Below are 20,769 nucleotides of genomic sequence, written 5' to 3' on the forward strand. Positions count from 1 at the left end.
GGCCGGGGCCGGACACCCCGCGGTGTCCGGCCCCGGCCGACGGCTCAACCCGGCAGGCGGGTCACTTCTTGCGGCGGCGCCCGCCCGCGGCCTTCTGCGCCTTGCGGCGCTCGGCCCGCGTCATCCCGTCGCCCGCGTCGCTCTCGAAGTCGCCCTCGATCACGCCGCCCTCACCGTCGACCGTCGGCGCGGAGAAGTGCAGCCGGTCCGGACGCTGCGGCGCGTCCAGCCCCTTCGCCCGGATCTCGGGGCGGGCGGCCGCGGCCGCCGGCTCCTTCGTCAGCGACGGTGCGGCGTCCTGCACCGGAAGCTCCTCGACCTGCTGCTCGACCTGGACCTCCAGGTTGAACAGGTAGCCGACGGACTCCTCCTTGATGCCGTCCTGCATGGCGTTGAACATGTCGAAGCCCTCGCGCTGGTACTCGACCAGCGGGTCCTTCTGGGCCATCGCCCGCAGGCCGATGCCCTCCTGCAGGTAGTCCATCTCGTACAGGTGCTCGCGCCACTTGCGGTCCAGCACCGACAGGACCACGCGCCGCTCCAGCTCGCGCATGATCTCGGAGCCGAGGGCCTTCTCGCGGGCCTCGTACTGCTCGTGGATGTCGTCCTTGACGGACTCCGCGATGAACTCGGCGGTGATGCCGGCGCGGTCGCCCGCGGCGTCCTCCAGCTCCTCGATGGTGACCTTCACCGGGTAGAGCTGCCGGAACGCGCTCCACAGGCGCTCCAGGTCCCACTCCTCGGCGAAGCCCTCGACCGTCTCGGCCGCGATGTACGCGTCGATGGTGTCGTCCATCATGTGGCGGACCTGCTCCTGGAGGTCCTCGCCCTCCAGGACGCGGCGGCGCTCGCCGTAGATGACCTCGCGCTGGTTGTTGAGGACCTCGTCGTACTTCAGGACGTTCTTGCGCGTCTCGAAGTTCTGGGTCTCGACCTGCGACTGGGCCGACGCGATCGCCCGCGTCACCATCTTGTTCTCGATCGGCACGTCGTCCGGCACGTTCGCCATCGCCATGACGCGCTCGACCATCTGGGCCTTGAACAGGCGCATCAGGTCGTCACCCAGCGACAGGTAGAAGCGGGACTCGCCCGGGTCGCCCTGACGGCCGGAGCGGCCGCGCAGCTGGTTGTCGATACGGCGCGACTCGTGCCGCTCGGTGCCCAGCACGTACAGCCCGCCGAGCCCCTTGACCTCCTCGAACTCCGCCTTCACGGCCGCCTCGGCCCGGGAGAGCGCCTCGGGCAGGGCGTGCGCCCACTCCTCGATGTGCTCCTCGGGGTCCAGGCCGCGCTGGCGCAGCTCCGCCTCGGCGAGGTCGTCCGGGTTGCCGCCGAGCTTGATGTCGGTGCCTCGGCCGGCCATGTTGGTGGCGACGGTGACCGCGCCGCGGCGGCCGGCCTGGGCGACGATGGTCGCCTCACGGTCGTGCTGCTTGGCGTTGAGCACCTCGTGCGGGATGCCGCGCTTGGAGAGCTGCTGCGAGAGGTACTCGGACTTCTCGACCGAGGTCGTACCGACGAGGATCGGCTGGCCCGTCTCGTGCTTCTCCGCGATGTCGTCGACGACGGCGGCGAACTTCGCGACCTCGGTCCGGTAGATCAGGTCGGGCTGGTCCTTGCGGACCATCGCGCGGTTGGTCGGGATCGGGACCACACCGAGCTTGTAGATCTGGTGGAACTCGGCGGCCTCGGTCATGGCCGTACCGGTCATGCCCGACAGCTTGGAGTACAGGCGGAAGAAGTTCTGCAGGGTGATCGTGGCGAGGGTCTGGTTCTCGTCCTTGATGTCCACCCCTTCCTTCGCCTCGATCGCCTGGTGCATGCCCTCGTTGTAGCGGCGGCCGGCGAGGATACGGCCCGTGTGCTCGTCGACGATCATGACTTCGCCGTCGATGACGACGTAGTCCTTGTCCTTCTTGAACAGTTCCTTCGCCTTGATGGCGTTGTTCAGGTAGCCGACGAGCGGGGTGTTCACCGACTCGTAGAGGTTCTCGATGCCGAGCCAGTCCTCGACCTTGGCGACACCGGCCTCGTGGATGCCGACGGTGCGCTTCTTCTCGTCGACCTCGTAGTCGCCGGTCTCCTCGATGCCCTTGAGCGGCTGGCCGGCCTCGCCCTTGGTCAGGCGGGTGACGAGCTTGGCGAAGTCCGCGTACCACTTCGTGGCCTGGTCCGCGGGGCCGGAGATGATCAGCGGGGTGCGGGCCTCGTCGACGAGGATCGAGTCGACCTCGTCGACCACGGCGAAGTTGTGGCCGCGCTGGACGAGCTCGTCCTTCGACCACGCCATGTTGTCGCGCAGGTAGTCGAAGCCGAACTCGTTGTTCGTGCCGTAGGTGATGTCGCAGTTGTACTGCTCGCGCCGCTGCGCCGGCGACATGTTCGCCAGGATGCAGCCGACGCTCAGGCCCAGGAACTTGTGGACGCGGCCCATCATCTCGGAGTCGCGCTCGGCCAGGTAGTCGTTCACCGTGATCAGGTGGACGCCCTTGCCGGACAGCGCGTTCAGGTACGCGGGCAGGGTGCCGACGAGGGTCTTGCCCTCACCGGTCTTCATCTCGGCGACGTAGCCCAGGTGCAGCGCCGCGCCGCCCATGAGCTGGACGTCGTAGTGGCGCTGGCCGAGGACGCGCTTGGCCGCCTCGCGCACCGTCGCGAAGGCCTCGGGCAGCAGGTCGTCCAGGCTCTCACCGTCCTGGAAGCGCTGCTTGTACTCGTCCGTGAGAGCCCGCAACTCGGCGTCGGAGAGGTTGACGAAGTCCTCTTCGATGGAGTTGACCTGGTCCGCGATGCGGTGCAGTTTGCGCAGGATCTTGCCTTCGCCTGCACGCATGAGCTTGTTGAAGACGGACACCGAGGTTTGTCTCCTTGCCGGTCGGGCCTGGGCACTGTACGTACACGGGCACGGCAGGTGGGCCCCACCGCAACGGCCATCGTAAGCGAGGACGCGGCCGCGTCGGGAGGTCCGCCGTTCCCACGAGGGCACGGGTGCCCGGATTGAGAACGTACGGGGGACGCCGAAGGTGCCGCACCGCCCGGGGGGATTCCCGGAAAGTGTTCGCCCCCGGCGCCGCCGCGGCAGCAGAATCCGCGCATGGAGCCCACCACGCTGACCACCGAGCGCCTCGTCCTCAGCCCCTTCGCCCCCGCGGACGCCCCCGAGGTGTACGCCGCCTGCCAGGACCCGGAGATCCAGCGGTGGAACGAGGTCCCGTCCCCCTACCGGCGGGCGGACGCGGACACCTGGGTGAGCGAGACGGTGCCGGCCGGCTGGCGCGAGGACACCGCGTACAGCTTCGCGGTCCGGCTCGGGGCGGCCGGCCCGCTGGTGGCGGCCCTGGGCGTGCACCCCCGCGGCGAGTCCGTGTTCGAGGTCGGCTTCTGGGCGGTGAAGGAGCACCGGGGCCGGGGCTACGTCACCGAGGCGGTCGGCGCCGCCGCCCGCTGGGCCTTCGCCGAGCTCGGCGCCGGACGGCTGGAGTGGCGGGCCGAGCCGGGCAACGCGGCCTCCCGGGCCGTCGCCGAGAAGGCCGGCTTCCGGATGGAGGGGGTCCTGCGCGCCGGGATCTCCCACCGCGGCACCCTGCGCGACTGCCGCGTCGGCGGCCTGCTGCCCTGCGACCTGGACCTGCCCTCGCGGCTGCCGTACCTGCCGTCGCCGACCCGCTAGTGCTGCGGCCGGCGGTCCGCGGCGGAGCCTCGACCACCGCGACCCGCCACGCGTGTCGATGTCAGTGGCACGCCCTACGCTTCGGCGCATGACCAGCCTGCCGCCGCCGACCGTGTCCCTGTCCGCCGACGAGGCCCGCCGCATCGCCCTGCGCGCGCAGGGCTTCCTCGGAGCCCCCGACCGACGCGGCGGGGTCCGCGGGGTCCTGCGCCACCTGGGCGCCGTCCAGCTCGACACCATCTCGGTGCTGGCCCGCTCGCACGAGCTGATCCCGTACGCGCGGCTCGGGGCGGTCGGCCGGGACGCGGTGGAGAAGGCCTACTGGACCGACCGGCACGCCTTCGAGTACTGGTCGCACGCGGCCTGCATCCTGCCGATCGAGGAATGGCCGCATTTCGCCTTCCGCCGCCGGGCCAACCGGGCGCGCGGCCACCGCTGGCACATCCTCGAGGACAAGCAGCACTCGACGCGGGCGGTCCTGGACCGGTTGCGGGCCGACGGCCCGCTGACCTCGACCGAGCTGGGCGGCGCCAAGAACGGCGGCGAGTGGTTCGAATGGTCCGAGACCAAGATCGCGGTCGAGTGGCTGCTCGACACCGGCGAGGTGGTGTGCAGCGAGCGCCGCGGCTGGAAGCGGGTCTACGACCTCCCCGAGCGGGCCGTGCCCGACGCGCTGCTCCACGACGACCTGGACGACCGCGAGTGCCTGCGCCGGCTGGTCGCCCTGGCGGGCCGCTCCCTCGGCGTCGGCACCCGCGCCGACATCGCGGACTACCACCGGCTCAAGGGCGAGCAGTTCGACGCGGTGGTCGCGGACTCCGGGCTGGTCCCGGTGGAGGTGGAGGGCTGGGGCAAGCCCGCCTGGGCGGACCCCTCAGCCCTCGCGACGGCTCCTCGGGGCCGCCACCGCACGACGCTGCTGTCCCCCTTCGACTCCCTGGTCTGGGACCGTCCGCGCACGGAGCGGATCTTCGGCTTCACCCACCGCCTGGAGGCCTACGTCCCCAAGCCGAAGCGGATACACGGCTACTTCGCGATGCCGCTGCTGGCAGGCGGGCGGCTCCAGGGGCGCGTCGACCCGGCCCGCGAGGGCCGCACGCTCGTCGCGCGGCAGCTCTCCCTGACCTCTCCCGCGGCCGCGGCCCCGATGGCGCGGGCCCTGCGGGAAGCGGCGGAGTGGGTCGGCTGCGACGCGGTCCGTGTGGAGCGCGCGCAGAACACCGCCGAGGCCGCGTCGGTGACGGCCGAACTGGCGGCGCTGGGCACCTGACGGGACCGCCGCGCCGCGGGAGGCGGCCGGGATGCCTAGCGGATCTCCAGGATCTTCTCCCGCATCGCGTAGACCACGGCCTCCATCCTGGAGTGCAGCTGGAGCTTCTCCAGGATGTTGCGGACGTGGTTCTTCACGGTGTTCTCGGAGATGAACAACTCCTTCGCGATGTCGCGGTTGTTCATGCCGGTGGCCACCAGCTTGAGGACCTCCAGCTCGCGGTCCGTCAGCCTCGGCGCCGGCACCAGCCGCCGCTCGTCGGTGCGCTGGATCATCGACTTGAACTCGGTGAGGAGCTTCGACGCCATCGACGGGCTGATCTGCGACTGGCCGTCGGCCACCGCCCGGATCGCCGTGGCCACCTCGTCCGTGGAGATCTCCTTGAGGAGGTAGCCGGTCGCGCCCGCCTTGATCGCGTCGTAGAGGTCCGCCTCCTCGTCGCTGATCGTCAACATGATGATCTTCGCGGAGGGGGCCACCTCCTTGATCGAGGTGCACGCCTCGATGCCGCCGCGCCGGGGCATCCGCACGTCCATCAGCACGATGTCCGGCAGCAGGTCGGCCGCCTTGTCGACCGCCTCCGCGCCGTCCCCGGCCTCGCCGACGACCTGGATGTCCTCCTCCTGCGCGAGGACGATCTCCAGACCCCGCCGGAAGAGCGCGTGGTCGTCGACCACGAGGACCCGGATGGGCTCCCCGGCCGGCGCACCGTCGGTTTCCTCCGACGGGTCCGCCCCGCGGCAGGCCGCGCCGTCGTCCGCGCGTACCGGACCGAAGCTGTCCGCCATCGTCCCTCCCCCTGCATGGTGCTGAGCTGCCGGGCCAACCGGACACGTTCCGCAGCCGGTTGACTGCCCGCCATGATTCCATGCCCGCACCACGGCGCGGGGGATGCCGGCGGAGCTGCTGGCGCATACCCGTCATGCAGGTGCCCCCGCGGAGGCGCCGGAGCGTCCCGCGGGGGCAGCGAACGGTCTGCTCAGCCGCCGAGCGCGCCACCCGCGCCGCCCCGCGGCTCCTCCGAGCTGGAGGCCCCGTCGGGGTTCACATGGATGACGCCGTAGTCGTAGGCGTGACGCCGGTAGACGACACTGGGCAACTTCGTCTCGGAGTCGACGAACAGGTAGAAGTCGTGGCCGACCAGCTCCATCTCGTACAGAGCCTGGTCGAGCGACATGGGCGCGGCCGAGTGGGTCTTCTCGCGGACGATGAGCGGGCCTTCGCCCTGCACTTCGATGGATCCGATCCGGGTGATCGGAACCCCGTCCGTCTTCTCCTCGGTGACCGGCTGGCCACTGCCGTTGAGCGACGCGGCGCCCGGCACGACGTCGGCGACCTCCGCCGCCGAGAGCCGGCCGTTGCCACGGCGGGTGTAACGCTTGTCGTGCTGCTTGCGCAGCCGGGCCTCCAGCTTGTCCTGGGCGAGGTCGAGCGCCGCGTACGCGTCGGCCGCGGCGGCCTCGGCCCGGATCACCGGGCCCCGCGAACGCAGGGTGATCTCCACGCGGTCGGAACGGTCGGCCTGGCGCGGGTTGTGCTCCTTGGACACCTCGACGTCCAAGCTGATCACCTTGGCGTCGAGCTTCTGGATCCGCTCCGGATTCAGCTTCTCGGCCACGTGCTTGCGGAACCGCTCGGGCACCTCGGTCTTGCGGCCCTTGACGACGATGTCCACGCAGAACTCCGTTCCCGGATAGCTCCGCCCGACGGGGCGAAGCGTCTCCCTTTCGCACCAGACTCCGGTGAAGGCCGGAGCCTCGGACTTGGCGACTTTCACCTCCTCCTCCCCCATCGGCAAGATCTACACCCCACCGACTTCGGAGTCGAGAGAACAGCCTCCTGAGTTCCTTACAACCGAACATATCCCTGTATGACGGTTGTCGGCACCCGCTACCGGCACGTACTTCCAGTCCAGTGGCCGTTCCCTCGTACTACCTGCAACGATGGGCCTTCCCCTCCAGTTCCAAATGTATTCACGGGATTTTCCGCCCCGAGACGTTGCAGGTCATCGCGCCCCCGCCCCGGGAACCCGCGCGAAGGAGTTGGCCGGCGCGGCGACCACCGCTGCCCGCAGCACGGCTCCCGGCCCCGCCGCCGGTCCCGCCGCCAGGCCGGCCGCGCGCACCGCCCGGGCCGCCTCGGCCAGCGTCGCCCCTGTGGTGACCACGTCGTCCACGAGTACGATCCGGGCCCCGGCCGTCAGCCGCGCCCCGTCCCGGCGCACCGCCAGCGCCCCGGCGAGGTTCTCCCGGCGCTGCCGGGCCCCCAGGCCCGCCTGGTCCGCCACCGCCCGCCGCAGCCGCAGTACGGGCGCCACGCGCGCGCGAACCCCGGCCCGCCGCAGCCGCCCGGCCGCGGCCAGCGCGATCCTGCGCGCCGGATCGTGCCCGCGCGCCCGGACCTGCCGCCGCGCCGACGGGACCGGCACCAGCGCCACCTCATCCCGCCCCGGCCCCGTCCCGCCCGCCAGGACGGCCGCCGCCAGCGCGGCGCCGAGCACCCCGGCCAGCGGGAGCGCCCCGCGCTCCTTGTGGGCCAGCAGAACGGCGCGTACGGCTCCCTCGTAGACCGCGGCAGCCTGTACCACCGGCAGCCCCTCGGGACGCGGAGACGGCCGCACCAGGCCCGCCACGGCCCCGCTGAGGGCGCCCCGGCAGTCGGCGCACACCAGGACGCGGGCGGCACCGCACCCGGCGCAGTCCACCGGCAGGACCAGCCCGGCGAGCTCCTGCCACCACCCCCGCATGGCTCCACACTGGCGGCCCGGCCCCCGGGGCGCCACCCCTGTGGACGATCGCCGGCAGCCCCTGGGCCGGTGGACCACAGGCCGCACGCCCCGCCCCACCCGCGCCTCAGCCCGGGCGGACCGCGGACCGGCCGCGCCTCAGCCCGGGTGGGCCGGGGACCGGCCGCGCCTCAGCCCGGGTAGACCGGGGACCGGCCGCCCGCGGCCACCGTGCGCCACTGCGCCCCCGGCGGCAGCCAGACGATCCCGTCCTCCGAGTACGCCACGACCGGCTTCGGCTTCGACTCGTCCTCCGCCGCCGCGACGGCGACCTCGGACAGCCCCGTGGCCCCCGGCAGGCTCGCCGCGACCATCGAGCCGTCCGCCAGCATGTAGCGGGCCTGCTGCACCCCGCCCTTCTCGCGGCCCACCACCAGCAGCCGGCCGCGCGGCGCCCAGCTCATCGCCGTCACGTCCGCCATCTGCGGGGCCGCCGGACGCAGCTCGCGCACCGACACCGCCGACACGTCGCCCTTCGCGTCGGGCCTCTCGACCCGGCCGATGTAGAGGATCCTGCTGTTGGCGTCCTGCTCCAGCAGCAGCGCGATCCGCGCCCCGTCGGCGGACGCCTTCAGCGACACGATCCGCCGGTTGTCGAGCCCCGCCACCTGCACCCTCTCGGGCGTCCCGGTACCGCCCGGCACCCGCCACAGCCCCGGGTGCTGCGGATCCCGGTCCGCGACCCACAGGTCGCCCGAGGCGTCCCAGCTCGGCGCCGTCAGCGTCTCCGCCTTGCCGCCCCTGCCGATCGGCACCTGCGCCGGCATCGGCCCGCCCCCGACCAGCGACACCACGTACAGCCCGTGACCGTCCTCCGAAACCACCGCCGCGCGCCGCTCGTCGTGCGAGACCGCAGCCGAGCTGACCTTGAACACGGGAACGGTCGCCAGCGGCCCCGGCACCGGCTCGGTACGGGTCTGCTGGTCCTCGCTGCTCACGTCGAGCTTCATCCGGACCAGCCGCTTCTCGTTGTCCACGAAGTACTGGAACTCAGGGATCTTGGGCCGGTTGGCGATCGCGTCCGCGCTCACCGAGGTCACCGAGCACAGCGACGACGTCTTGTCGTCGGAGGAGCGCAGCAGTTCGACCTGGTCGAGCCGGGACCCCGTCAGGTCCTTGACGGTGTAGAGGAGTTGGGTGGCCATCTTCTTGCACTGCGGCTGCGCGATGTTGCCGACCTTGTCGTTGAGCGGCACGCGCAGCGTGTTCTGGCCGTCGTACGAAAGGGACTTGGTGCCCGTGCGCAGTTCCGTACCGGTGGGGAAGCTGGACTCCACGACCGGCGCGAGCCACCGGGACGGCCCGGCGAGCAGCGACTGCACGGTCTGCGTGGTCGGGTCCATCCGCGAGTCGGGGTCGGTGCGCTGGCGCACGTAGACCGGGTCGGCGACGAGCGTGCCGCCCGCGAAGTAGTACTTGTTCACCGGCATGTAGATGCGCTGGAAGTCCGACTCGCTGAGCACCAGTCCGCTCGGCGGCGTCGAGATGCGCCACTGCTTGTCCTCGTCCTGGACGAGCTGCAACTGCTCCTCGTACTCCCGCGCCCCGGTCTGCGGCTGGTACGCGCTGTGCTCGTCGACGGTCGCGAGCTTCTTGCCGGTCACCTTCCAGCGCGGCCCCTCGGGGTCCTTCTCGCCGCGGACCGCGACCCGGCTGAGGCCGGAGGAGAGCACGGTGACGGCGGAGCTCGGCTTCCAGGACTTCGCGGCGGCCGGCGTCAGGTATTTGCGGGCGGTCTCCAACTGCGGGTCGTCGCTGGTCATCGCCTCCAGGAAGCCGTCGACGATCTCCGCCGGGGTGGCCTTGTCCGCGGGCGGCACGCCGAACACCCGCACCTGCGAGTCCACGCCCTGCGAGGCCTGCACCGCGCGGATCTCCCCGCTGTCGGGCATCGAGGCGCAGCCCGCCAGGAGCAGCCCGGCCGCTGCGAAGGCGTGCGCCCGCACCGTGCGCAGGCGCCGGCCCCTCACCCGTGCGCTCCCCCACCGCGCGTCCACGGGCTCACCGTCCATCGGCTCGATCCTCCTGTTGTGCCTGCTCGGCCGGGCGGGCCACGACCCGGGCCCCGTTCCCCGGCAGGGCGGTCGGGTCGGCGGGCACCGACTGCGCTCCGGCGACGGGCGAGCGCGGCGGTATCGGCGAGCGGTCCCCGGCCTCCGCGGCCGGGCGCTGCGCCCCGGTGTCCGACGCCGCCGCGGCGTCCGCGGCGGCCCTGGCCCGGTTGGCCCGGGAGTCCTCGGGCTCCAGCGGGATCGGCGAGCCCCGCAACGGCTCGTCCGCCGTGCGCGGCAGTGTCAGCCGGAACTGCGAGCCGCCGCCCGGTTCGCCCCAGGCCTGCAGCCAGCCGCCGTGCAGCCGGGCGTCCTCGACGGCGATGGACAGGCCGAGGCCGGTCCCGCCGGTCGTGCGCGCCCGCGCCGGGTCGGCCCGCCAGAAACGGTTGAAGACGCGGGTCGCCTCGCCGGGCTTGAGCCCGACGCCGTAGTCCCGTACGGCGACGGCGACGGCCCCGCCCGCGGACGCCAGCCGGACCACCACGTCCCGTCCCTCACCGTGCTCCACGGCGTTGACGACGAGGTTGCGCAGCACCCGCTCGACGCGCCGGGAGTCGGCCTCGGCGATCACCGGCTGGGAGTCGCCCAGGACCCGGATCCGGGTGCCCTTGTGCTCGGCGAGCGGCTCGGCCCCGTCGATGACGCGGCGCACCACCTCGCGCAGGTCGATCGGCTCGGCCTCCAGGGCCGCCGCGCCGGCGTCGAAGCGGCTGATCTCCAGCAGGTCGGCGAGGAGCGACTCGAAGCGGTCGAGCTGCCCGGCGAGCAGTTCGGCGGAGCGCGCGGTCACCGGATCGAAGTCGACGCGCGCGTCGTGGATGACGTCGGCGGCCATCCGTACCGTCGTCAGCGGGGTGCGCAGCTCGTGGCTGACGTCGGAGACGAACCGGCGCTGCATCCGGGACAGCTCCTCCAGCTGCTGGATCTTGTTCTGGAGGTTCTGGGCCATCTTGTTGAAGGCCTCGCCGAGGCGGGCGATGTCGTCCTCGCCGGTGACCTTCATCCGCTCCTGGAGCCGGCCCGCGGAGAGCCGCTCGGCGATCCCGGCGGCCATCCGTACCGGGCTCACGACCTGGCGCACGACGAGCCAGGCGATACCGCTCAGCAGGACGACGACGAACAGCCCGGCGGTGGCGATGGTGGACTTGACCAGGTTGAGGGACTCCTCCTCCTGCGTCAGCGGGAAGAGGTAGTACAGGTCGTACGGGTCCCCGTTGATGTCGGTCAGCCGCTTGCCGACGACCAGGGCCGGCTCGGGCTCCTTCTGGTCCGCCCCGCTGGTGTAGCGGATCTCCGAGAACGTCTTGAAGGTGCCGGTGGCGTGGTTGACGGCCCGGCGCAGGCTGATCGGCACACTGGCCGTCGGGTCCACGTTCCCGGAGGCGCGGGCGCCGCGGACGCCCTGCGCGCCCGGCTGGGGCTGCTCGCCGGTCCCGGCACCGAGCGCGGCCACCTCGAAGGCGGTCTGCCCGCCACTGGCCAGCTGCTTGACCAGCGAGTTCATCCACGTACTGGCATCACGGCCGACCTTGTTGTCGGTCGCGTCGGGCCCGTCCACGGTCGCGGGGGTGTTGGCCTTCTCCTGCGCCACCGCGAACCCGCCCGCGGCCTGGCTCTGCGCGGCCTCCTCCTTCGCGTCGAGGAGACCCTTGCTGACCTGCGCGATCACGACGAAGCCCAGGGCGAGGACCACGGAGAGCGAGATCAGCAGGGTGGCCGCGACCACCCGGAGCTGGATGTTGCGGCGCCACAGCCGGACAGCCGGAAGCAGCGGCCGTCGTACGAGGCGTACGCACAGCCGCAGCATCCTGCCGGCGGGTGCCCCGTCGCGGAGCAGCCTGCCGGTCCAGAGGCGGGAACCGCCCCGGACCCTGCCCGTGGTGCCGGACTGCACGTCAGCTGGGTCCGGCCTTGTAGCCGACACCGCGCACCGTCACGACGATCTCGGGGCGCTCCGGGTCCTTCTCGACCTTGGAGCGCAGACGCTGCACATGCACGTTCACCAGCCGGGTGTCCGCGGCGTGCCGGTAGCCCCAGACCTGCTCCAGCAGCACCTCGCGGGTGAAGACCTGCCAGGGCTTGCGCGCGAGCGCGACCAGCAGGTCGAACTCGAGCGGCGTCAGGGCGATCGAGATGCCGTCGCGCTTGACCGAGTGCCCGGCCACGTCGATGACCAGGTCACCGATGGCCAGCTGCTCGGGCGCGGGCTCCTCCGACCGGCGCAGACGGGCCCGGATACGGGCCACCAGCTCCTTCGGCTTGAACGGCTTGACGATGTAGTCGTCGGCCCCGGACTCCAGGCCCACGACCACGTCCACCGTGTCGCTCTTGGCGGTGAGCATGACGATCGGCACGCCGGACTCGGCCCTGATCAGCCTGCACACCTCTATGCCGTCCCGACCGGGCAGCATGAGGTCCAGCAGGACCAGATCGGGCTTCGCCTCCCGGAAGGCGGCCAGCGCCTTGTCACCGTCCGCTACGAACGACGGCTCAAAACCTTCTCCCCGCAGCACAATGCCGAGCATCTCGGCCAGCGCGGTGTCGTCGTCGACGACGAGGACGCGTCCCTTCATGGTTGACATCATCCCATTAGCCAATCGTGACAAGGCGGTGAGCTGCCCCACAGCCAAAAGGGCTGGAAATCGCCCCTCGGACCTGCGTGGACATCGGCTCGACCGGTCTGACCCGGATCCGGGCGACAATTGAAGGTACGGGCTGCCGGGCATCCGGGGGGACGGCTGGTCCGTTCGGGGCCCTCACGTGGCACGATGGCAGCGACCAGCGCCCCCGCCGCAGCAGGTGGATGTGAAGGAGCGACGATGAACGACTCTCCGGGCTGGGCTACGCCCGGATCCTCTCCGTCCGACGGCGATCGGCAGGGTTCCCCCGCCGACCGGCCGGGCGACGACGGCGGCGCGCAGCAGCCCGCACGGCCCGCCGGCGACCCCAAGTGGTCCGCCGAGCAGCCGCCCCCCGGCCAGTGGTCGAGCCCCGGCGCGACCCCTCCCGGCGAAGCCCCGCCGCCCCCGGCCCAGCCCGCCGGCGGCTGGGGATCCCGGCCCGGCACCCCGTACGGCGGCCAGTACGCCTACCCGGGCGGCCCGGGCCAGTGGAACCAGCACCCCGCCGCCAAGCCCGGAGTGATCCCGCTGCGCCCGCTGGGCCTCGGCGAGATCCTCGACGGCTCGGTCGCCACCATGCGCACGCACTGGCGCTCGGTGGTGCCCATCAGCCTGGTCGTGGCCACGGTCATCCAGGTGATCAGCGTCCTCGTGCAGAAGTACATGCTGAGCGACCTGCCGCTGAGCTCGGCCGAGGACATGACCGCCGAAGAGGCGATCGACACCCTCGGCAGCTCCCTGGCCGTATCGGTGGTGAACCAGTTCATCCAGGTCCTCGGGACGATCGTGGTCACCGCCATGCTCACGATGGTCTTCAGCCGGGCCATCCTGGGCCAGCACTCCTCGGTCTCCGCCGCCTGGCGCGAGGCCCGTCCCCAGCTGCTGCGCCTGATCGCCCTGACGCTGCTGCTGGCCCTCGGCATCATCCTGATCGGCGCCGTACTGGTGCTGCCGGGCGCCCTCGCGGGCAACATGGGGCTGGCCGTCGTCGGCTTCGTCGCCTGGCTGCCGCTCATCATCTGGCTCGGGATCAAGTTCAGCCTGGCCTCTCCCGCCCTGATGCTGGAGAAGAGCACCGTCATCAAGGCCTTCACGCGCTCCTCGAAGCTCGTCGGCGGCGCCTGGTGGCGCATCTTCGGCATCACGCTCCTGACCGGCCTGATCGCCTTCATGGTCGCGCTGATGGTCGTGGCACCGTTCCAGATGGTCGGCATCTTCGCCTTCGGCGGCGGCATGGACGCCCTGGAGGACGGCAGCGCCCAGACCGCGTGGGGGCCGCTGATCTTCTCCGGCATCGGCCTGATCATCGCCCAGACGATCATCATGCCGATCCAGTCCGGCGTCACCGTCCTCCTGTACGTCGACCAGCGCATCCGCCGCGAAGGCCTCGACCTGGAGCTCGCCCGGGCGGCCGGCATCGAGAACTACGGCACGACCGGAGGCTGACCCACCGATGATGAGCACGGGGGGCCTCATCACCCGCACCGCGGCACTCCTGCCGGGCGCGGAGACACCACCGGTCACGACACCGCGCACGCCCGCCCAGGAGGCGGCGGAGCGCGAGCTGTCCAAGCCGATGTACCACGAGAACGACCCGAGCCTGGTGGACCGCGCCCTGCGCGCGTTCTTCGACTGGCTCGACGACCTGTTCGGCGCCGCCTCCGGGGCGACCCCCGGTGGCGCCGTCGGCCTGGTCGCCATCCTCCTCCTGGTCGTCCTCGCCGTCGCCGCCCTGTGGTGGCGGCTGGGCTCCCCCAGCCGCACGGCCGCCTCCGCGGGCACCCTCTTCGCCGACGGCGTCCGCAGCGCGGCCGACCACCGCACGGCCGCCGAGGCCCACGCCGCCGCCGGCCGCTGGACGGAAGCGGTCCAGGAGCGCATGCGCGCCGTGGTCCGCTCCCTGGAGGAGCGCACCCTGCTGGACCCGCGCCCGGGCCGCACCGCCGACGAGGCGGCGGCCGAAGCAGCGGTGTCCCTGCCCGACCACGCCGCCGGCCTGCGCGCCGCCGCCCGCACCTTCGACGACGTCACCTACGGCGGCCGCGCCGCGGACGCCGACGCCTACGCCCGCCTGCGCACCCTCGACCTCACCCTGGACCGCGCCAAGCCGCTCCTGACGGGACCCACCGCATGACCGGCCCGACCCCGCCCCCCACCGAAGACTCCGACGGAGCCGGAAGCGTGCCGGGATCCACCACCGGCGGTTCCGGTGGGGCCGGGTGTGTGCCGGGGCGCTCCCCGCAGGGCGCCGAACGCACCGCCGCCGCGCTTTCCGACGCCGAGGGCCGTTCGGCGGCCGAGGCGACGCCCGGCCCCGCCGGAACCGCCCCCGCCCCGGGACCCCGCCCGGCAGCCGGCCCGGAACGGCGCCGGGACCCCCGCCCGGCGGCCGCCCCGGCCACCGGCGAAGCCACCGCCGAAGCCCCCGCCGCGGAGCCCGGCCGAGCCCCCGGCCAGGGAACCCGCAGGGTCCGCCGTACCGCCGCCGTCCTGGCCGTCCTCGCCGCCGGCGCCGTCGTCCTCGCCGTCCTGAACTCCGGCACCCGCCACGGCCACCTCGACCCCCGCTCCGCCGACCCGTCCGGCAGCCGCGCCGTCGCCGAGCTCCTCAAGGAGCGGGGGGTCACGACCCGTGTCGTCACCACCGCCCGCGAGGCCGCGGACGCGACCGGCCCCCGCACCACCCTCCTCGTCACCGCTCCCGACCGGCTCGGCGCCACCCAGCGCAGCGTCATCCGCTCGGCCATCGACCTCTCCGGCGGCCGTACCGTCCTGCTCGCCCCCGGCGACCACAGCCTCTCCGACCTGTCCCCCGGCGTCCGCACCGAGGGCGACGCCACCGCCGACGACCTCGACCCGCGCTGCCCGCTGCCCGCCGCCGACTCGGCCGGCCGCGCCGGCACCGGCGGCGGCCTCCGCTACACCACCACCCTCCCCGGGGCCACCGCCTGCTACCCCAGCGGCGGCCATCCCACCCTCCTCGTCCTCCCCACCGGCACCACCGGCGGCGACACCGTCCTCCTGGGCTCCGAGACGATCCTCCTCAACGAGAGCCTCGCCGAGGAAGGCAACGCCTCCCTCGCCCTCCAGCTCCTCGGCTCCCGCCCGGACCTCGTCTGGTACCTGCCGTCCCTCGCGGACGCCGACGCGGACGCCGGCTCCGGCGACGAGGACAAGACCCTCTTCGAGCTGGTCCCGGCCGGCTGGTCCTGGGCCCTGCTCCAGCTCTTCCTCGCCGCGGTCCTCGCCGCCCTGTGGCGCGCACGCCGACTGGGCCCCCTCGTCACCGAGAAACTCCCCGTCGCCATCCGCGCCTCCGAGACCACCGAGGGCCGCGCCCGCCTCTACCGCAAGGCCGGGGCCCGCGACCGCGCCGCCACCGTGCTGCGCGCCGCCACCCGCGAACGCCTGGCCGCGCTGGTCGGCGTACCGCCCACCCGGGCCCACGAACCGGCCGCACTGGTCCCGGCCGTCTCCGCCCGCCTGACCGGCGGCCCCCGGGACGTGACCGCCGTCCTCTTCGGCACCACCCCCTCCGACGACGCGGCGCTCGTCGCGCTCGCCGACCACCTCGACGCCCTCGAAAGAGAGGTCCGCACGTCATGACGTACCCGGCCACCGAGTCCGCGGCCGCGACCGCGGACAGCGCCCGCGCTTCCCTCGAAGCGCTCCGCACCGAGATCGGCAAGGCCGTGGTCGGTCAGGACTCCGCCGTCACCGGCCTCGTCGTCGCCCTGCTGTGCCGCGGCCACGTCCTCCTCGAAGGCGTTCCCGGCGTCGCCAAGACCCTCCTCGTGCGCGCGCTGGCCGCGTCCCTGGAACTGGACACCAAGCGGGTCCAGTTCACCCCGGACCTGATGCCGAGCGACGTGACCGGCTCGCTCGTCTACGACGCCCGCACCGCCGCGTTCTCCTTCCAGGACGGCCCGGTCTTCACGAACCTCCTCCTCGCGGACGAGATCAACCGGACCCCTCCCAAGACGCAGTCCTCGCTCCTGGAGGCGATGGAGGAGCGCCAGGTCACCGTCGACGGCACGCCCCGCAGGCTCCCCGAGCCGTTCCTCGTCGCCGCCACCATGAACCCGGTCGAGTACGAGGGCACGTACCCGCTGCCCGAAGCCCAGCTGGACCGCTTCCTGCTCAAGCTCACCGTGCCCCTGCCCTCCCGCGAGGACGAGATCGGCGTCCTGCGCCGGCACGCCGCCGGCTTCGACCCCCGCGACCTGAAGGCCGCCGGCCTCCGCCCCGTCGCCGGCCCGGCCCAGCTCGAAGCGGCCCGCGAGGCGGTCGCCCGGGTCTCCGTCTCCCCCGAGATCGCCGGCTACGTCGTCGACCTCTGCCGCGCCACCCGCGAATCGCCGTCGCTCGTCCTCGGCGTCTCCCCGCGCGGCGCGACCGCGCTGCTGGCGACCTCCCGCGCCTGGGCCTGGCTCACGGGCCGCGACTACGTCACCCCCGACGACGTCAAGGCCCTCGCGCTCCCGACGCTGCGCCACCGCGTGCAGCTGCGCCCGGAGGCGGAGATGGAGGGCGTCACCGCCGACGCCGTCATCACGGCGATCCTCTCCCACGTCCCCGTCCCGCGCTGATGGCCCTCACCGGACGCGCCGCCCTGCTGGCGGCCCTCGGCAGCATCCCGGTCGGCGTCCTGGAGCCGAGCTGGGCGGGCATGCTCGCGGTCAACGGCCCGATCGCGCTGGCCTGCGCGGTCGACCACGCCTTGGCCGCACCGGTACGCGGCCTGGTACTGGCCCGCTCCGGCGACAGCTCGGTACGCCTCGGCGAGCGGGCGGACGTCCACCTGAGCATCACCAATCCCGGCAACCGCACGCTCCGGGCCCGGGTCCGCGACGCCTGGCCCCCGAGCAGCTGGACCCCGGGCACGGAGGCGGCCGCCTCACGCCACGAGGTGCGCGTCCCGGCGGGTGAGCGCCGCCGCCTGACCACGCGGCTGCTCCCCACCCGCCGCGGCGACCGCCACGCCGACCGCGTCACCATCCGCTCCTACGGCCCGCTGGGCCTGTGGGCCCGCCAGGCTTCCCTGGCTGCGCCGTGGACGGTTCGCGTGCTGCCCCCGTTCACCAGCCGCAAGCACCTTCCGTCCCGGCTGGCCCGGCTGCGTGAACTGGACGGCCGCACCAGCCTCCTGACCCGCGGTGAGGGCACGGAGTTCGACAGCCTGCGCGACTACGTGCCCGGGGACGACACCCGTTCCATCGACTGGCGTGCCACGGCCCGCCAGCACAAGGTGGCCGTCCGCACCTGGCGGCCCGAACGCGACCGGCACATCCTGATCTGCCTGGACACCGGCCGCACCTCGGCGGGCCGCGTCGGTGACTCCCCGCGCCTGGACTCCTCCATGGACGCGGCCCTGCTCCTCGCGGCCCTGGCCACCCGCGCCGGCGACCGGGTGGACCTCCTGGCCCACGACCGCCGTCCCCGCGCCCAGGTCCAGGGGCGTGCGGCCGCGGACGTCCTGCCGTCGTTCGTGAACGCGATGGCCGCCCTCGAACCGGAACTGGTCGAGACGGACGCCCGCACCCTGGTGTCCACCATCCTCCGCAATGCCCCGCGCAGGTCCCTGGTGGTCCTCCTGACGAGCCTGGACGCCGCCCCGATCGAAGAGGGCCTGCTCCCGCTCCTCCCGCGTCTCACGCAGCGCCACACGGTCGTGCTGGCCTCGGTGGCCGACCCGCACGTCGCGGCGATGGCCGCTTCCCGGGGCGGTGTGGACGCGGTGTACGAGGCCGCGGCCGCCACCCAGACCCAGGCCCAGCGCCGGCGCACGGCCGACCAGCTCGCCCGCCACGGCGTCCACGTGGTCGACGCCACCCCCGACACCCTGGCCCCCACCCTGGCCGACGCCTACCTCTCCCTCAAGGCCGCAGGCCGCCTCTGAAGGAACTGCGCAGCCAACGTGGTGCGGCTGCGCCGCCAGATCGAGGCTCAGACCCCGGACGTCATGGCCCTGAACGACACGAACATGGGCGACTCTCACACCGGCCTGACCAAGGTTCTTCCGGGCTCGGCGCTGCGGCACTAGGTCTTGTCCGGCCGATCATGGAGTTGAGCCGGCAGATGCTCTGCATACGGGGTGGCTCGCTTGGGCCGGCCAGGATGGTTGCAGAGTAGTCCTGCTGGGGTCACACCCGCTGTGTTCGGTGGCCACTGTCCTGGCTTCTCATGTTGGGCATGAGGGGGGCGGATTCCTGGGGGACCTCTCTACCAGAGGCAACGGTGTCAGCCCACACAACTAGGGTTGCTGACCACCGACCTCAAGGGGCTTCACCATGGGCATTCATCCCGACGTCGCCGTACTGCTCGACCTCGTGCCAGCAGACTTCGCAGGCGGTGAGCAGATCGACTGGGCTGCGGCCGAAGTCGCGCTGGGCACCAGGCTACCGAGTGACTACAAGGCTTTGCTGGACACGTACGGCGTGGGTGATATCGGAGAGCTCGTCATTCTGCCCCCGCTCCCGAGTGACGTGCGCGGGTGGGAAGGGTGTCACATCGGAGGCATGACGGACGGCCTGCGCGGGCTCTGGGAGGACCGCGCAGGAATCCCAGACGTGACGCTGGGTGCCGAGGCCGTCCTGCCCTGGGGTTCCGGGATGAACGCCAACGAGATGGCTTGGCTCAACAACGACCCAGATCCGGATAAGTGGCCTGTCATAGCTTGGCGCCGGCACCACTTGTGGGGCGAGTCGCCGTGGGCCCTGTTCGACTGCAACATGGTCCAGTTCATCACCCGCATGATGCTGGGCCAGTTCGACGCCTGCCCACTCGGCGATGCGTCGCTCTGGAAACGGACAGACACCTTCGTCAGCTGGCGAGAGCAACATCGACGGCTCAGGGCCGGACTGGACCCTGCCACAGGCGAGCCCAATCCATACGCCCACATGTACCCCATCACCGAGGACTGGCCCTGATCAGGACCGGAGCCAGATCGCGAGGGCTGCCGCTGTCGCAGTGCCGAGGAAGACGTAACCGCGCTTGTCGTAGCGAGTCGCGACCGCCCGGTACTGCTTCAGTAGGTTGATTGCCCGCTCGACAGTGTTGCGCTTCTTGTAGCGGGCCTCATCAAAGCCGGGCGGCCGCCCACCGCCTGTGCCCTTGCGCAGGCGGGCCCCCTGGCTGTCGGTCTTCTCCGGGATGGTGTGGCGGATTTCCCGCCGTCGCAGGTACTCGCGGATGGGGCCGTTGCTGTAGGCCCTGTCGGCCGCAAGGCTGTCGGGCTTCTTGCGCGGCCTGCCCAGGCCAGACCTGGGCACCCGGATCTTCTCCAGGACCGGTTTGAACTGGGTGCAGTCGGCCCGCTGACCTGGAGTAACGATCAGGGACAGCGGGCGGCAGCGGCCGTCCGCGCTCAGGTGGAGCTTGCTGGTGAACCCGCCGCGCGAGCGGCCCAGGCCCTCACCTTCAGCACCACCACCAGGCGGGCGACGAGACTCTGCCACGGCGTCTCGTCCTGCCACAGGCGGTGGCGTTCATAGACGGTCTTCCATGGCCCGAACCGTTCGGGCAGGTCACGCCACTGCACCCCTGTTCGCACCCGGTGCAGACCCGTCGATCACCTGCCGGTGATCCCGCCACCTGCCACAGCGCCCGTTGCTGACTGGTAGGAACGGCCGCAGCCGTTCCCTTTCGGCATCACTCAGATCGCCCCGCCCCATGCCCACAGGAACGACTCGGGCATGGAGTAGTCACATGATCGGCCGGACAAGTCCTAGTACTGCCAGCGAGGCTGGGTGCCGTCCAGGCGGCAATGGATCAGGCGCCCGTTGCCCGCGTGGGTGGACCGCCCCAGGTCGGCCTTTCGGCAGAACTGACCTGCGTTGTAGCAGTTCCCGGCGTTGGAGACGATCTCGCACTCAGCCTCGGACGGCGGGGGCGGCGCCTTGGTTGTGGTCGGCGCTGCCGGCTTCGTCGTCCGTGGTGGGGCGGCCGGCTTCGGACCGGCCGTACGTGTCGCTGCGGGAGCCGGCGGGCTCGGCACCGAGGTCAGCGAGGGGGGCGCCGATGGCGTGGGTATCGATGAGGGAGAGGGGGAAGGCTGGGCGGACGTCTGCGACGTGGCCGCCGACGAGGCGACCGGTGGCAGCGACACCGCCGGCCCGTCGCCCTCCGCCGGCCCGCAGGCGACGGTGACGCCCGCGACCAGCAGCCCGACCAGCAGCCGCTTCGCCCTCCCCCTCGTGCGTCTTCCGCCCTGCTCGTCTCTGCCGGCCGCTCTGCGCATCCGTGCCCCCACCTCAAGCTGGTCGAAGGAGGCACATCATATGAACACCTGTTCCACTTCCGCCGGGTTTCCCGCGAACTGGGGCCTGAACGCAGAAAAGCCCCGCACCAGAAGGTGCGGGGCTTTCCCA

The 20,769-nt window shown here is 72.4% G+C and carries 15 protein-coding genes and 2 pseudogenes; 9 read left to right on the forward strand and 8 right to left on the reverse strand.

The window, feature by feature from the left end; all coding sequences use genetic code 11:
* Positions 1-61: 61 nt before the first annotated feature.
* Entirely contained in the window at positions 62-2,854 is a 2,793-nt protein-coding gene (secA, locus tag AVW11_RS31625) for a preprotein translocase subunit SecA (protein WP_060180440.1), read from the reverse strand.
* Between the two features lie 240 nt (positions 2,855-3,094).
* Between secA and AVW11_RS31630 the strand changes: the two genes are divergently transcribed.
* The gene (locus AVW11_RS31630) at positions 3,095-3,670 is read left to right on the forward strand and encodes a GNAT family N-acetyltransferase (protein WP_060180441.1); all 576 of its coding nucleotides are present in this window, start codon (positions 3,095-3,097) and stop codon (positions 3,668-3,670) included.
* 88 nt (positions 3,671-3,758) lie between these two features.
* Complete coding sequence (locus tag AVW11_RS31635; protein WP_060180442.1) at positions 3,759-4,940, forward strand: winged helix-turn-helix domain-containing protein; 1,182 nt, start codon at positions 3,759-3,761, stop codon at positions 4,938-4,940.
* Between the two features lie 35 nt (positions 4,941-4,975).
* Here the strand turns inward: AVW11_RS31635 and AVW11_RS31640 are convergent, their stop codons facing one another.
* From AVW11_RS31640 to mtrA, 6 genes are all read right to left on the reverse strand, one after another.
* Positions 4,976-5,728, reverse strand: coding sequence for a response regulator (locus AVW11_RS31640; RefSeq protein ID WP_030847541.1), 753 nt, complete (start codon positions 5,726-5,728; stop codon positions 4,976-4,978).
* A 191-nt stretch (positions 5,729-5,919) separates the two neighbouring features.
* Positions 5,920-6,615, reverse strand: coding sequence for a ribosome hibernation-promoting factor, HPF/YfiA family (gene hpf / locus AVW11_RS31645; RefSeq protein WP_076046752.1), 696 nt, complete (start codon positions 6,613-6,615; stop codon positions 5,920-5,922).
* A gap of 330 nt (positions 6,616-6,945) precedes the next feature.
* Positions 6,946-7,686: a ComF family protein gene (locus AVW11_RS31650; RefSeq protein WP_076046753.1), complete on the reverse strand. Its 741-nt coding sequence runs from the start codon at positions 7,684-7,686 to the stop codon at positions 6,946-6,948.
* A 170-nt stretch (positions 7,687-7,856) separates the two neighbouring features.
* Positions 7,857-9,737, reverse strand: a complete 1,881-nt coding sequence (locus AVW11_RS31655) for an LpqB family beta-propeller domain-containing protein (protein ID WP_060180446.1) — start codon at positions 9,735-9,737, stop codon at positions 7,857-7,859.
* Entirely contained in the window at positions 9,727-11,586 is a 1,860-nt protein-coding gene (gene mtrB, locus AVW11_RS31660) for an MtrAB system histidine kinase MtrB (protein ID WP_060180457.1), read from the reverse strand. Before mtrB ends, AVW11_RS31655 begins: the two co-directional genes overlap by 11 nt.
* Before the next feature lie 88 nt (positions 11,587-11,674).
* Positions 11,675-12,364, reverse strand: coding sequence for a two-component system response regulator MtrA (mtrA, locus tag AVW11_RS31665; RefSeq protein ID WP_199818544.1), 690 nt, complete (start codon positions 12,362-12,364; stop codon positions 11,675-11,677).
* 234 nt (positions 12,365-12,598) lie between these two features.
* Here mtrA and AVW11_RS31670 point away from each other — a divergent pair, with 234 nt between their 5' ends.
* From AVW11_RS31670 to AVW11_RS31695, 6 genes are all read left to right on the forward strand, one after another.
* The gene (locus tag AVW11_RS31670) at positions 12,599-13,846 is read left to right on the forward strand and encodes a hypothetical protein (protein WP_060180447.1); all 1,248 of its coding nucleotides are present in this window, start codon (positions 12,599-12,601) and stop codon (positions 13,844-13,846) included.
* Between the two features lie 7 nt (positions 13,847-13,853).
* Positions 13,854-14,534, forward strand: coding sequence for a DUF4129 domain-containing protein (locus AVW11_RS31675; RefSeq protein ID WP_030847565.1), 681 nt, complete (start codon positions 13,854-13,856; stop codon positions 14,532-14,534).
* Positions 14,535-14,581: 47 nt separating this feature from the next.
* Positions 14,582-16,006, forward strand: coding sequence for a DUF4350 domain-containing protein (locus tag AVW11_RS31680; RefSeq protein ID WP_240528318.1), 1,425 nt, complete (start codon positions 14,582-14,584; stop codon positions 16,004-16,006).
* Positions 16,003-16,989 carry an AAA family ATPase gene (locus AVW11_RS31685; RefSeq protein ID WP_030847571.1) on the forward strand — a complete coding sequence of 329 codons (987 nt, stop codon included), beginning with the start codon at positions 16,003-16,005 and terminating at the stop codon, positions 16,987-16,989. Before AVW11_RS31680 ends, AVW11_RS31685 begins: the two co-directional genes overlap by 4 nt.
* Positions 16,989-18,299 (forward strand): DUF58 domain-containing protein, encoded by a 1,311-nt coding sequence (locus AVW11_RS31690; protein WP_030847574.1) that lies wholly within the window; start codon positions 16,989-16,991, stop codon positions 18,297-18,299. The genes AVW11_RS31685 and AVW11_RS31690 overlap by 1 nt, the downstream gene beginning before the upstream one ends.
* Positions 18,300-18,690: 391 nt before the next feature.
* Entirely contained in the window at positions 18,691-19,329 is a 639-nt protein-coding gene (locus AVW11_RS31695) for an SMI1/KNR4 family protein (RefSeq protein WP_060180449.1), read from the forward strand.
* Here AVW11_RS31695 and AVW11_RS36175 read toward each other — a convergent pair.
* Positions 19,330-20,073, reverse strand: a pseudogene (locus tag AVW11_RS36175) (IS5 family transposase). It abuts the gene before it with no gap.
* Positions 20,074-20,253: 180 nt separating this feature from the next.
* Between AVW11_RS36175 and AVW11_RS38130 the strand changes: the two are divergent.
* Positions 20,254-20,769: pseudogene (locus AVW11_RS38130) on the forward strand (hypothetical protein); the annotation flags it as partial.

This window comes from Streptomyces amritsarensis (assembly GCF_001953875.1).
GTDB classification, from domain to species: Bacteria; Actinomycetota; Actinomycetes; order Streptomycetales; family Streptomycetaceae; genus Streptomyces; species Streptomyces amritsarensis.

What these genes read in the sequence shown, in the direction of transcription:
- AVW11_RS31650 (WP_076046753.1), bottom strand. Translation starts at nt 7,686, where the DNA reads ATGCGGGGGTGGTGGCAGGAGCTCGCCGGGCTGGTCCTGCCGGTGGAC.
- AVW11_RS31640 (WP_030847541.1), bottom strand. Translation starts at nt 5,728, where the DNA reads ATGGCGGACAGCTTCGGTCCGGTACGCGCGGACGACGGCGCGGCCTGC.
- AVW11_RS31655 (WP_060180446.1), bottom strand. Translation starts at nt 9,737, where the DNA reads ATGGACGGTGAGCCCGTGGACGCGCGGTGGGGGAGCGCACGGGTGAGG.
- AVW11_RS31635 (WP_060180442.1), top strand. Translation starts at nt 3,759, where the DNA reads ATGACCAGCCTGCCGCCGCCGACCGTGTCCCTGTCCGCCGACGAGGCC.
- mtrB (WP_060180457.1), bottom strand. Translation starts at nt 11,586, where the DNA reads ATGCTGCGGCTGTGCGTACGCCTCGTACGACGGCCGCTGCTTCCGGCT.
- AVW11_RS31630 (WP_060180441.1), top strand. Translation starts at nt 3,095, where the DNA reads ATGGAGCCCACCACGCTGACCACCGAGCGCCTCGTCCTCAGCCCCTTC.
- AVW11_RS31685 (WP_030847571.1), top strand. Translation starts at nt 16,003, where the DNA reads ATGACGTACCCGGCCACCGAGTCCGCGGCCGCGACCGCGGACAGCGCC.
- mtrA (WP_199818544.1), bottom strand. Translation starts at nt 12,364, where the DNA reads ATGATGTCAACCATGAAGGGACGCGTCCTCGTCGTCGACGACGACACC.
- AVW11_RS31670 (WP_060180447.1), top strand. Translation starts at nt 12,599, where the DNA reads ATGAACGACTCTCCGGGCTGGGCTACGCCCGGATCCTCTCCGTCCGAC.
- AVW11_RS31675 (WP_030847565.1), top strand. Translation starts at nt 13,854, where the DNA reads ATGATGAGCACGGGGGGCCTCATCACCCGCACCGCGGCACTCCTGCCG.
- AVW11_RS31690 (WP_030847574.1), top strand. Translation starts at nt 16,989, where the DNA reads ATGGCCCTCACCGGACGCGCCGCCCTGCTGGCGGCCCTCGGCAGCATC.
- AVW11_RS31695 (WP_060180449.1), top strand. Translation starts at nt 18,691, where the DNA reads ATGGGCATTCATCCCGACGTCGCCGTACTGCTCGACCTCGTGCCAGCA.